Here is a 12,523-nt window from a genome sequence, read left to right on the forward strand (position 1 = left end):
TGTCCCCTGCTTTGGTGCGCCTAGAAGTGGGCGGGGTCCGTGTTGGCGCCGCAGAGAACAACCGCCACGGTCTCGCCGCCGTTCGGTGTGTACGCCCCTGACAGCAGGGCCGCGTAGGCCGCGGCAGCGCCGTGTTCCACCACGATCCTGTGCTTCTCCCACAAGGCACGCCGGGCGTCGACGATGTCCTGGTCCGTGACCAGGACGCTCTCTACCCCGGTCCGGCGGGCGACCCCGAAACCGATCTCGCCGATCCGCCGGGCACCCAGGGAATCGGCGGCAATGCCGGAGACAGCCACATCTACCGGTTCGCCCTGGGCCAGCGCGGTGTGCAGCGTGGGAACCGTCTCCGGTTCGACGCCCACCACATGGGCCCTCCCCTCAACGGCTGCGGCAATGCCGCCCATCAACCCGCCGCCACCTACGGCAACCAGGATGGTATCGACGTCGGGCAGTTCATCCAGCAGCTCAAGGCCGACGCCACCGGCACCCGCCACGATCTCCGGCTGGTCGTACGCGTGGCAATAGACAGCGCCTTTTTCCTCCGCGAACTTCACGGCGGCGGCGTAGGCCTCGGCGTACTCGGCACCGCCTTGGACTACGGTGGCCCCAACGGCGTACAGCTTGTGGACCTTGTTCGCCGGAGCCGATTCGGGGACGAACACGGTGGCGGGAACGCGGAGCTTCGCTGCGGCAAATGCGTTCGCCAGGCCGGCGTTTCCACCGGAAGCCACCACGATGCCGACGCCGGGATCCAATTCACCGTTCTCCCTGGCGGTGAGCAGCCGGTTGAAGGCACCGCGGGCCTTGAACGAGCCCGTGTGCTGCATGTACTCGCACTTGAACCACAAGTGGTACGGCTCCTGGTTCCCGCTTTCCGCAAGGGGCGTGTGCCGCACCCAGCCCGATGTCCGGGCGTATGCTGCTTCTACTTCTTCGCGTGTGACCATTGTGGCTGCACCTTTCGTCAGCTTTCATCCTATGGTTCGGCCGTCCCGCATAGGCTTGATCCATGCCTGACTTTGTCCTCCGCCCCGCCGTAGCCACCGATGCCGCCTGGATTGCCGAGCTTCGCGCCGTGGTGATGCGGCCGGACCTGGAACGCCTCGGACGCTTCGACCCCGTGCGCGTCCGCGAGCGCTTCCTTGCCGCCTTCGAGCCGGAGCAAACCTACGTCATCCATAGCGACGGCGTCGACGCCGGAGTGATCGCGGTCAGGCCCGAAGCGGACGCCCGGTGGATAGAACATTTCTTCATTGCCCCGGCACATCAGGGCAAGGGCCTTGGCGGGGCCGTTCTCCGGCATGTGATGGGCGCATCGGTGGACGAACGCCCCTTCCGCCTGGACGTGCTCCAGGGAAGCCCGGCCCGGCGTCTTTACGAACGGCACGGCTTCGTCCTGGAATCCGAGGACCCCGTCGACGTGTTCATGGTGGCCCCGGGCAACAGCTGACCACGCCTCCCCGGAATGCGGTAACCTCAGCACACACCACGCGGCCATGACGCGATACTTTCCGGGGGGAAAAATGGGGAACTTTCGAGCGCGCTTGTTGATTCGATCGCGTCTGCTAAGACGTGCAACCACTACTGCAATGGCAACGGGTCTCCTGGCATCCGGGCTGGTGGGCGCCGGACCAGCCCTTGCCGACTACCAGCCAACTCCGTACATCGACGGCGTTCCGTACGTTGGGTCCGAGATGCGCCGCCAGTACAACTACGATTACTGGGGTTGCAGGAACCCCGACGGTTCCAGCGACGGCATCACCCTGGAGTGGCTGCGCGACGGTGAGACCCTACCCCAGGAACGCCAGGGAGAAACCCTGAAGGTCCTGCCCGAAGACCAGGGCTCCAGGATCTCGTTGCGTGTCCATCCGTTGACTCCCGGTGAGCCCGGCTGCCCCACAGGCACGCAATTGAGTGCGGAAACCGCGCCGATCAAAGCCTCCAACCGGGCAATGGGCTGGACAGGCAGGGGCAACTTCGAACCCCTGGCCCGGACCGCCGACGGCCGGCTGATCCTGTACCCGCGGACCTACACGTATTACAAGGGCGCCTGCGAGGGACCCTGCCCCGCGTACTGGGGAACATGGGACGAACCCCGGCAGGTAGGGGCGGGCTGGAACATGTTCAACATTGTCTTCTCGCCCGGCGACTTTGACGGCGACGGATTCAATGACCTCCTTGCCAGGAACTCAGCGGGCCAGCTGTTCCTCTACCCGGGTGACGGCGACGGCGGCTGGCTTCCTGCCCGCCAGGTGGGCGCCGGTTGGAACATTTTCGACTCGATCGTGGGTCCCGGGGACTTCAACGGCGACGGCCACAACGACGTCCTTGCCCGGAATCCCGCGGGCGATCTGTTCCTGTACCCCGGAGATGGCGAGGGCGGGTGGCTGGCGCCCGGCAAGGTGGGCTGGGGCTGGCAGGTCATGAACAAGATCATCACCAGCGGCGACATGAACGGCGATGGCACAGTGGAGATCTTCGGCCGCGACCACAGCGGCGGCCTCCAGCTGTACCCCACCGACGGCCAGGGCGGCTGGGGTGTTCCCGCGTTCATGGGCAGCGGCTGGAACACGTTCCGGGATGTGTCGGGCCTGGGCAGCTTCGCTCATCAGAAGTACAACAACCTGGTTGCCATCAACCAGAACGGCGATCTTGTCCTGTACTCCACAGGCGCTGCCACCACAGGGCTTTATGGTCCTTACGGCCCGGTCGGCAACGGTTGGGACGTGTTCCGGGAACTGCTCTAGCGGTCCATTAGAGGGACTGCCCCCACACCGTCAGCTGGAGCTTCACCGTCGCGCGGGCATCATCCCCGCCCTCCGATGCGGAATTCTGCTGGATCATTGCCAGGAGCAGGCGGAACACGCCCCGCGTTTCCGGGGTTTTTCGCCGGCGCCAACGGAATGATCCAGCAGAATATGCACGCTTCATCAGGAACGCACGGGCGTTTCCAGGCCCAGGTTTTCGCGGAGCGTGGCGCCCCGGTACTCCGTGGGGTACACGCCCCGGTCCTGGAGTTCGGGCACGAGGTGGTTCACGATCTCGTCCAGGCCGGTGGGGATGAGCCATGGCGAAATGTTGAAACCGTCCACGGCACCAACCCTGGCGTATTCGGCGAGGTGGTCGGCGACGGCGGTGTAGGAACCGGTAAAGGTGGCATCGATGCGTGCCGTCTTTGAGGTGACGAACTGCCGGATGCTCAAGCCCTTGTCCTTGGCCTCGGCCCTCCACTGATCGGCAAGTTGCCGTGCTTTGGCACCGTGGAATCCGCTGCCACGGGTTTCGGACGTTTCCTCCACCACAGGATCGATCTCCGGGAGGGGACCATCGGGATCGTAGGAGGAAAGCTCGCGGCCCCAGAACTGTTCCAGGTAGGCAATCGCCTGCTGGGGTCCGATCTGCAGGCTCCGGACCCAGGCCTTTTTCTCCTGGGCTTCCTGGTCCGTTGCGGCAAGGATGAATTCGCTGGCAGGCATGATCTGCACCGCGTTCGCACCCCGTCCAGCGGCTACGGAACGGGAAACGATGTCGCGCCGGAACTCGACGGCGTCATCGAACTTGGGGTGTGCGGAGAAGATGACGTCCGCTTGCCGGGCAGCGAAGTCGCGGCCCTCGGGTGAGTCGCCGGCCTGGAACAGCACGGGCCGGTACTGGGCACTGCGGGGCAAGCGCGGGGTGACGTCCACGGTGTAGTGCTGCCCTTGGTGCACCACCCGGCGTGCGGGGCCGGTGGGCGTTTCCCAGGAGTCCCAGATCCGCTTGGCGGTTTCGACGAAAGCCTCGGCGTGCTTGTAGCGATCGGCGTGGTCAAGGTAGCCGCCACGGCGGAAGTTTGCCCCGGTCCAGGCGTTGTCCGTCGTCACCACGTTCCAGGCTGCCCGCCCGCCGGAGATGAGGTCCAGCGAGGACAAGCGGTGTGCAAGGTCTGCGGGGTCGTTGTAGGTAGTGTTCTGCGTAGCCACCAGGCCGATGTTCTTCGTCACGGACGCCAAAGCAGCGAGCATGGTCTGGGCATCGGGCCGTCCGGCGACATCCAGGGCATGCGGGCGCCCGAGGTGTTCGCGGAGCCGCAGCCCTTCCCCCAGGAAGAACGCGGCGAACTTGCCACGCTCAGCCGTTTGCACGATGTGGCGGAACGATTCGAAGTCGGTCTGGGAACCGGATTCGGCCGCTTTCCAGATGGTGCCGGAGTTGACGCCCTGGAAGAAGATACCGAACTGGATCCGGCCGCTCGGCTGGAAGATATCGCGTGTCATGCTGGTCCCTGCTTTCCTGCGGCGACGGCCGCGGCAGGTGTCGAATAGCGGCTTTGGGGGCGCTCCAGGCCGAGTACATCGCGGAACGTCCCATCCAGGACGGGCCGCCGCAATGAACCCCGGCGCCGGAGCTCCGGGAGGACCAGCCGTGACAGTTCCGCCAGCTCCACCTCCAGGGCCGCAGGGTGGAGGCGGATTCCGTCGGCCTCGGCGAGCAGCACCTCAAGGAGCTCGATGAGTCCATCGGCGGGGCCGGTGTAACGCGCCCGTTCGCTGTCGGACAGGGCCGCCTCGGGTGAGGCCACCGGGCGTGAGGCCGCGCTTTGCCCGCGTGCGTCCAGGATGACGTCGAGCTCCGCCACGATCGCCACCGAGCCGCCCAGCCGTGCGCGGACATCCCGGATTTCGGCAGTCAGCAGCTCGGGCGTCGGCGCGGACACCAGGACAGCGTCCACCGCCTCAACCGGAACCTGGCCTTCGCCCACCAGCTTCGCAGCTGCCAGCACGGGCAACTGGCCTTGCAGGGGCCTGGGGATGATCGACGGTCCCTTCACGGAATACGGCGTGCCACTGAAGTCAGCCGGGGTTTCAAAATCCACGTAGTGAAGCTTGTCGACGTCCAGGTAGCGCCCGGTGGCGACATCGCGGATCACGGCGTCGTCTTCCCAGGAATCCCAGAGCCGGCGGCCTGCTTCGATCGAGGCGGCAGCTTCCTGTGCAAGAGCGTTACCCGTGACAAAGGAACGTCCGACGGCGGCAGCGGCCTCGGGCGACTCCGCCGCCGTGGCAATCCACCCGGCCCTGCCGCCGGACACGTAGTCCAGGCTGGCAAGCTGTGTGGAAATGTGGAACGGCTCCGTATATACAGTGTCTACCTCGGGGACCACGGCGATGGTCCGTGTGATTGGTCCGGCAAAGGCCGCCCGTTGCAGGGCGTTCGCGCGACCGGCTTCCGGGGTGTCCTTGAAGGTTGCCGCGTGGAAGCCCGCGGACTCGGCGTCGAGGACGGCGCGGGCAAGGTTTGCGTACCCGGCACCATCGAGTTCAATGGCCAGGAACCCGGCCTTCTTGGCAATGCTCACTTCTGGTCCTGACGTTCGTAGGGAATCTTCTCGCCGGCTTCAATGGCCACCGGGAGCCGGTTTTCGGCGGGAGGCAGCGGGCAGGTCGCAAGGTCTGTGTAGGCGCACGGCAGGTTCACTGCCCGGTTGAAATCGAGCCGCACCGAGCCATCGGCGGCCGGAACCACGGACAGCGAGCGGTTGGCCGCGTACGTGGTCTTGCCGGAGGTCTGGTCGGTGAACAGCACGGACAGGGAACCCGGGGCATGCCCGTTGAAGGCTGTCAGCGCGAGTTCCTCGCCGGCCAGCTTGAAGCGGATCTCGCCCGGGGCTTCGTACACGTGCTGGATGCCTTCGACGGCGGCACCCACCGTGGTGGGCCGCGGGACCTCGAACGGGACAAAGGTACCGGCCACGGCGAAGGCAGCATTGGGCGTGTACGCCGGAGTGCCCTGGTACTGACGCAGGAGCGCGTTTTCCGGGTTTCGGGGACGCACGATGTACTCGCCGCCGCGCTTGGCAACCTCGATCACGGTGTCTCCTGATACCAGGTTGATGCCGCCGCGTTCCTCAATGGGTCCCAGCTCGAGGACCGTCCCGTTGTTCAGCTCGACACCGTCCTGCTGCAGGCTTTCGCCCGGTTCCAGGACAACACGCACGACGTCGGCGTCCACACTCCAGGTGCCGGGGGCACCTTCCAGCCGGGTCGCGTCGCCGGTCAGCCAGTGCAGGTGGGTCACGGCGAGGAAGCCGTGCGGGTGGGCACGGTGACGCTCATGGGCGTCGTGCCATTCCTGCCATTCCTGGTCAAAGGCTTCGAGGCCGGAGGCGGTGTTCGTGGCGCTGTCAGTTTGCGTAGACATGGGCGTTGTCCGTCCTGTTGAAGGCGTGGTCTGCGGTTACGGTTGCTGCGGCGTCGGGTTCGGTGGCGCCGGCGAATTCCGGGCGGCCGCCGAAGGGATCGTCGGATTCCCACAGGGTTGTCGGTGCGGACGCCCGGACTGCGGGAATGACGTCCAGGGCGAAGCGTTCCAGTATCTCCAGCTGCTGTTCGAACGGCAGTGTGGTGGGCAGGGAGATCGACTGGAGATCGTGGTTGTACAGCGAGTGGTAGCTGAGGATCTTGTCGATTACCTGCTCCGGGCTGCCTACCAGGGCCGGTCCCTCTGCCACGGCGTGGTGGATATCCCGGAACGGTGTGTTGTTGCCCGGAACGTTGCGCCCGGCAGTGAGTCCTTCGTAAACCGGGCCGTATTGCCGGATGGCTTCCTGGGTGGTGTCCGCGATGAACACACCGCCGGCACCGCTGCCCGAGCCGAGGTACTGATGCCGGGGATCGTGCCCGTGGCGCTCGTACTCTTCGCGGTAATGGTCGATCAGGACTTTGTAGTTCCCGCGCGGCTGGATGGCGTTGGCCGTGAACAGGGGATCGCCCCATTTGGCGGCGAGCGCAGCGGACGTCAGGGTTGTAGCCGAGCCGTGCCAAATCCGGGGCGACCCCGCGAAGGGGCGGGGCGTCGTCGTGGTTGGCTCGGTCAGGGCGGGCCTGAAGCGGCCCGACCACGTGACGCTTTCCTTGCGCCACAGCGTACGCAGCAGCGCGTACTTTTCCGCGAGCAGGTCCCACTGGTCATCGAGGGACAGCCCGAACAGCGGGTACTGCAGGACCTCGTTGCCCTTGCCGATCACGAGCTCCAGGCGTCCGCGGCTCAGTTGATCGATAGTGGCGTAGTCTTCCGCCACCCGCACGGGATCCAGCACGGAGAGTACGGTGACTCCGGTCTGGAGGCGGATCCGGGTGGTGACGGCGGCAATCGCGGCGAGGACCGTCGTCGGGGATGACGAGACGAACTCGCCGGCGTGGCGCTCACCCACGGAGAAGCTGTCGAAACCGAGTTCCTCCGCGCGGCGAGCCGTCTCCACCACCTGGTTGAGCCGATCGGCAGTGGAGACGATCTCCCCCGTCACCGGATTCTTCAGGTGCGGGATGATGTCGAGGACTTGGAACTTCACTTTCCCGTCCCAAAAGTGGCTTCCGTGACGGTCTTGGACTGCGGCACGGCTTCTTCGGAAAGTCCCCAGCGTTCCAGGACCTTGCCGTACGAGCCGTCCTTGATGGTGGAGTTCAGGGCTTCGGTGATGGCCGGAGCCAGGCCGTTGCCCTTGAGGGTGGTGGCTGCCACCAACGTTTCGGAGGGCCATCCGGCGTTGACCTTGCCAACTACCTTGAGGTCGTCGCGGGTGTTCTCGCGATAGGTCACCGAGGGGTACGGAGCGAGGTTCAGGTCGGTGCGGCCGGACGACAACGCCAGGATGGTGTCGGCGTCGGAGGAGTAGTACTGAAGGGTGGCGGGAGCCTTGCCCTTCGCTTCGAGCTCCTTGTTCCAAGCCAGCAGGATCTTCTCCTGGTTGGTGCCGGAGCCCACGGAGATCTTCAGGCCGGAGATGTCATCCGAGCCCTTGATGTCGTAGCTGGAGCTCTTCTTCGCTTCGAAGCCCATGAACGCGGCACGGTACGTGGAGAAGTCGAACAGCTTCACGCGGGCGGCGTTGATGCCCACGTTGGAGAAGACGGCCTCGAAGTCACCGGACTGGGTCTTGAGCGGCCAGTTCTCCCACGACGTCACCTGCAGGTCCAGGTCCAGGCCGAGCTTGTCGGCGACGAGCTGGGCGATATCCACTTCCACGCCGATCGGCGTTTTGTCGTCGGTGGCGTGGAAGGACAGCGGTATGGAGCCGGCTGTGGTGGCAACGGTCAGCTTGCCGTCCTTCGCGATGGCTGCGGGTACCGCTGCGGCCGCCGTCGTGTCCTTCTCACCCCGGATCCGGTTCTGGTCCACGGAGGTGTTGTAGACGATTCCGTTCTTGGCGGCTTCGGATTCGGGCTTTGCTGCCGACGCTCCAGGATCGGAGCACCCCGCCAGCGCAGGAAGCACGACGGCGGGAAGTACAGCAAGTGCCAGGAGCCGGCTTTTGGTTGAGCGCGGTTTTGTTTCATGAGCGGCGAAGCCGTGGGCGGTGCGAAGCATGGAGGGTGTCCTAGATGTTGAAAGCTGGTTCGATGACTTTGGAGAAGAAGCTCCGGGTGCGTTCCTCGCGGGGGTTGGCGAAGATGTCCTGGGGTGTGCCGGACTCGACGATCAGGCCGTCGTCCATGAACACCACGGTGTCCGCGACGTCCCGGGCGAAGCCCATCTCGTGGGTCACGACGATGAGCGTGGTTCCGGACGTGGCGAGTTCCCGGATAACGTCGAGGACCTCGTTGACCAGCTCCGGGTCCAACGCGGACGTCGGCTCGTCGAAGAGCAGGATCTTGGGATCGAGTGCCAACGCCCGGGCGATGGCAACGCGTTGCTGCTGGCCGCCGGAGAGCTGGCGGGGGTAGGCGTCGGCGCGGTCTTTCAAGCCCACCCGGTCCAGGAGCTCCAAACCGCGCTTCCGGGCCTCGGCCTTGGAACGCTTCTGGGCCACGATCGGCGCTTCGATGACGTTCTCCAGTGCCGTGAGGTGCGGGAAGAGGTTGAAGCTCTGGAACACCATGCCGATGTTGGTGCGCTGCTTGAGGATGTCCTTCTCACGGAGCTCATGGAGCTTGTTGCCGCGGACCTCATAACCCACCAGTTCGCCATCGATGGTGATGTAGCCGCCGTCCACCTTTTCCAGGTGGTTGATGGTCCGGAGCAGGGTGGACTTGCCCGAACCGGAGGGGCCCACGATCACCGCGACGCCGCCCGGCGGAACCGACAGTGATACGCCTTTGAGGACCTCGGTGGCGCCGAAGGACTTACGGACGTTGGTGATATCCACCTGTCCGCGGGTCGCTTGCCGGTCAGCAGAGGCGGGCCGGGCCGCCGTCGTGCCGGCTGACGCGGCAGCCGAAGTTTCAGCCGGAGCCTCGTCCGCGGCCTGTGCTGTCGTCTTGGATTCTTTGCGTGCGGCGATGGTGCTCATCGGGCGTCCTTCGTGGGAGAGGCAGCAACATGGGTAGCGAAGAATTTCCGCGCTTTCTGCAGCGGGGTAAGCGGCAGGTTCCGGACGGCACCCTTGGAGAAGTGGCGTTCGATGTAGTACTGGAAAACGCTCAGTACCGAGGTGATCACGACGTACCAGAGCGTCGCCACGAGGAGCAGCGGCAGCACCTGCTGGGTCCGGTTGTAGATGACCTGGACTGTGTAGAACAGCTCGGAGTAAGCCAGGACGTAAACGATCGACGTGCCCTTGACCAGGCCGATGATCTCGTTGAAGGCGTTGGGCAGGATGGCACGCATGGCTTGCGGCAGCACGATCCTGGTGTTCCGCTGCCACGCGGGAATGCCCAGCGCGGAGGCCGCTTCCAGCTGGCCCTGGTCCACGGAGAGGATGCCGCCGCGGATGATCTCCGCGGAGTAGGCAGCCTGGTTCAAGGTGAGCCCCAGGACTGCTGCAGCGAACTGGCTGATCAGCGTAGTGGTCTGGGCCTCGAAGAAGCGGACGTCCGTGAACGGGATGCCCAGGCTGATCTTCTCGTAAAGGTAGCCAAGGTTGTACCAGAGCAGCAGTTGGACCAGCAGCGGAGTCGACCTGAAGATCCACGAAAAGGTCCACGAGACAGAAACCAACAGCGGGGACGCCGACAACCGCATCAGGGCCAGGATGAACCCCAGGACGAATCCCAGGACGCCTGAGATGGCCGTGAGCTTGAGGGTTTCCACCAGGCCGTTGACTACGGATTGTGCCGTGAACCATTCGGCCACCACCCCCCACTCCCAGCGGGGGTTGGTCACAAGGGACCATGCGATGGCGGCCACGCCGGCGGCCACCACCACTGTGCCCACCCAACGCCAGGGATGACGGGCAGGAACCAGCTTGTACTCGGAATAATCCGGGGTGGGCGGTGCAGTGTCCGCCGTGGCAGGCGGTGCGATTGCACTCATGCGCCACCTCATTTCAGATCGGTTGTTGTCTATCGGATGGCTGCCAATCTATGGGCGTGCGAAACCCCGCAGCAAGGCGGGAATTTGCACTTCTTCACTGGACTTCGCGGGGCTTCGCCGGGGTTCTCACGGCGTCACAATCATCGTCATGCAGGGCCATATGAGTCGCTTCGTTGCGTGGGTTGACGGTGCGTGACGCATGGTGAACGGCGGTTACCGGCGCCTCGACCCATGCACCCAAAGCTCCCTAGATTGGGCATCACCAACCACTGCATTCCAGGAGATCCCATGCCGTCACGAGTTCCCGCCATCGCCTTCATTGGCGGCGGCCCGCGCACGGCCGGCGTCCTGGAACGGTTGGCCGCCAACCGGCCCGGCCTGTTCGAGGGTCCCCTTCACCTCCACGTCATTGAGCCCTACCAGCCAGGCTCCGGGCGGATCTGGCGCTATGACCAGAGTCCGGGGTTGCTGCTGAACTCCACCGCAGCCGATGTCACCATGTTCACTGACGAGTCCGTGACGTGCGAGGGGCCGTCCGTACAAGGACCGGGACTGTCCGCCTGGGCCGCCGGAGTACTTGATGGCAGCATCCGTGATGTTCCTCCTTTGGAACCGCACCTGCTCGCCCAGCTGCGCTTGCTGACCCCGGCGTCGTTCCCCACCCGGCAGCTCCAGAGCAAATATCTGGAGTGGTTCTTCGGCCGCGCCGTGAGCGCACTGGGCCCCGAAACAACGGTGACGGTGCACCGCGACACAGCCACCGGCGTCGAACGTTCCGACGCTGACAGGCACAGCGTGCGGCTGGCCTCCGGCGGCGAGGTTGTTGCCGACGTCGTGGTGTACTCGCTGGGCCACACGGATTCCCTTGTTGACCGCGAGTCTGCCCGCCACAGCGACTTCGCTGCCCGGCACGGCGGCTTCCACGCCCCGCCGTCGTACACCACGGATGTCGACTACTCCGGGATCGAGGCCGGTCAGGACGTGATCGTCTCCGGCATGGGACTGGCGTTCGTGGACCTGCTGGTGCTGCTGTTCGAGGGCCGCGGGGGCCGCTTTGAAGAACGGCCCGACGGCGGACTCGACTACGTGCCTTCCGGCGCCGAACCGCGGCTCTGGGCGGGGTCGCGACGCGGCGTGCCCTACCACTCCAAGATCTCCTCGACCCTGCGCAGCCCTGTGGAGCGTCCGCGATACTTCACCGCCGAAGCCATCGGCGCCCTGCTGGCCGGGCATCACGAGCTGGATTTCCGTACCCAGCTGTGGCCGCTGATCGCCAAGGACGCAGGTTACGCCTACTACCGCGAGCTCTTCACCGGCTACCCTGAGCGGGTCCTGGGCACCTGGGCCGCCTTTGAAGCCCGGTTCGATGCTCTCGACTGGTACAGCCCGCAGCGCGAAGAACTGGTGGCGGTCTCCGTGCGGGACGCTGCCCTGCACCTCGACTTCGAAAAACTGGACCACCCGCTCAGTGGCTGCGCGTTCGCCGATCACGACTCGGTACAGCGTTCAGTCGCCGCCTATATCCAGCGGGACCTGGACCTGCGGACCGGCCCGGACCATTCCGAGACCCTGGCCCTGTTCACCGCATTATTGTTCGTCTACATGGACCTCGGCCGGCTTGTCCCGCAGGAGCGGCTGAACGCACGGTCCCAGCAGTCCATCCATGGGTGGTGGCACGGCTTCTTCAGCTTCGTGGACTCAGGGCCGCCGTCGCACCGGCTCCGGGAGATGCTCGCCCTGCACAGGGCCGGGTTCTTGAAATTCCTGGGCCCCGGCATGTGGGTACGGGCCGATGATTCCGTGGGCCGCTTCGTGGCGGGGTCCTTCCAGTCGCCCGTGGTGGTGGATGCATCCGCCTACATCGAGGCGCGCCTGCCTTCCGCTTCCGTGGAACGTTCGGCGAATCCCGCTTTGGCGGACCTGCACGACGCCGGATGGGGCACCGAGCAGCGGCTGCTCACTTCCGAGGGCCCACACTCCACCGGGAAACTCCTGATCTCCGGGAATTACGAGGTATTGTCCCCTGTTGGTACACCACAGAATGGTTTGTTTGCCGTGGGGCCGTGGACCTCGGGCTGGGGTGCCGGAGCCTTTGCACGCCCCAACACCAACGCGGCCCCGTTCCGGGAGAACGACGCCCTCGCGCGCAGGATCCTGGCCACGGTTGCTGCCACGTTGGAGGGAGCCGGCGCGAGTGCCCCGGCCTCGGCTCCAGCGCCCCATCCCAACTAGGGGACAGCAAACGTCGCACTGAACCGCCATGACAGCAGCTGCTGTCCCCCACTTGGGT

At 65.4% G+C, this 12,523-nt stretch carries 11 protein-coding genes; 3 read left to right on the forward strand and 8 right to left on the reverse strand.

What is annotated here, in order from left to right; translation table 11 throughout:
* Positions 1-20 precede the first annotated feature (20 nt).
* Positions 21-950: a threonine/serine dehydratase gene (locus tag HMI60_RS18035; RefSeq protein WP_193590142.1), complete on the reverse strand. Its 930-nt coding sequence runs from the start codon at positions 948-950 to the stop codon at positions 21-23.
* Between the two features lie 62 nt (positions 951-1,012).
* Between HMI60_RS18035 and HMI60_RS18040 the strand changes: the two genes are divergently transcribed.
* Both HMI60_RS18040 and HMI60_RS18045 read left to right on the forward strand, forming a co-directional pair.
* Positions 1,013-1,453, forward strand: coding sequence for a GNAT family N-acetyltransferase (locus tag HMI60_RS18040; protein ID WP_064722454.1), 441 nt, complete (start codon positions 1,013-1,015; stop codon positions 1,451-1,453).
* 139 nt (positions 1,454-1,592) lie between these two features.
* Entirely contained in the window at positions 1,593-2,750 is a 1,158-nt protein-coding gene (locus HMI60_RS18045; RefSeq protein WP_018778124.1) for a VCBS repeat-containing protein, read from the forward strand.
* A gap of 183 nt (positions 2,751-2,933) precedes the next feature.
* On the opposite strand, the gene HMI60_RS18050 is transcribed toward HMI60_RS18045, so the two are convergent.
* The 7 genes from HMI60_RS18050 to HMI60_RS18080 are packed head-to-tail and all read right to left on the reverse strand — an operon-like array spanning position 2,934 to position 10,233.
* A complete protein-coding gene (locus HMI60_RS18050; protein WP_079581857.1) occupies positions 2,934-4,259 on the reverse strand; it encodes an NtaA/DmoA family FMN-dependent monooxygenase in 1,326 nt (441 codons plus the stop codon).
* Positions 4,256-5,341, reverse strand: coding sequence for an LLM class flavin-dependent oxidoreductase (locus tag HMI60_RS18055; protein WP_193590143.1), 1,086 nt, complete (start codon positions 5,339-5,341; stop codon positions 4,256-4,258). The genes HMI60_RS18050 and HMI60_RS18055 overlap by 4 nt, the downstream gene beginning before the upstream one ends.
* Positions 5,338-6,183 carry a DUF1684 domain-containing protein gene (locus HMI60_RS18060; protein ID WP_193590144.1) on the reverse strand — a complete coding sequence of 282 codons (846 nt, stop codon included), beginning with the start codon at positions 6,181-6,183 and terminating at the stop codon, positions 5,338-5,340. The genes HMI60_RS18055 and HMI60_RS18060 overlap by 4 nt, the downstream gene beginning before the upstream one ends.
* Positions 6,167-7,333 (reverse strand): LLM class flavin-dependent oxidoreductase, encoded by a 1,167-nt coding sequence (locus tag HMI60_RS18065; protein WP_018778119.1) that lies wholly within the window; start codon positions 7,331-7,333, stop codon positions 6,167-6,169. Before HMI60_RS18065 ends, HMI60_RS18060 begins: the two co-directional genes overlap by 17 nt.
* On the reverse strand, positions 7,330-8,349 hold the full coding sequence (locus HMI60_RS18070; protein ID WP_193590145.1) for an ABC transporter substrate-binding protein: 1,020 nt from the start codon (positions 8,347-8,349) through the stop codon (positions 7,330-7,332). Before HMI60_RS18070 ends, HMI60_RS18065 begins: the two co-directional genes overlap by 4 nt.
* A gap of 10 nt (positions 8,350-8,359) precedes the next feature.
* Positions 8,360-9,271: an amino acid ABC transporter ATP-binding protein gene (locus HMI60_RS18075; RefSeq protein ID WP_227453587.1), complete on the reverse strand. Its 912-nt coding sequence runs from the start codon at positions 9,269-9,271 to the stop codon at positions 8,360-8,362.
* The gene (locus tag HMI60_RS18080) at positions 9,268-10,233 is read right to left on the reverse strand and encodes an amino acid ABC transporter permease (protein WP_018778116.1); all 966 of its coding nucleotides are present in this window, start codon (positions 10,231-10,233) and stop codon (positions 9,268-9,270) included. The genes HMI60_RS18075 and HMI60_RS18080 overlap by 4 nt, the downstream gene beginning before the upstream one ends.
* Before the next feature lie 288 nt (positions 10,234-10,521).
* Between HMI60_RS18080 and HMI60_RS18085 the strand changes: the two genes are divergently transcribed.
* Positions 10,522-12,465 (forward strand): FAD/NAD(P)-binding domain-containing protein, encoded by a 1,944-nt coding sequence (locus tag HMI60_RS18085; RefSeq protein WP_193590146.1) that lies wholly within the window; start codon positions 10,522-10,524, stop codon positions 12,463-12,465.
* Positions 12,466-12,523 lie beyond the last annotated feature (58 nt).

The sequence above is a fragment of the Paenarthrobacter sp. YJN-D genome (assembly GCF_015040335.1).
Lineage (GTDB): Bacteria > Actinomycetota > Actinomycetes > Actinomycetales > Micrococcaceae > Arthrobacter > Arthrobacter nicotinovorans.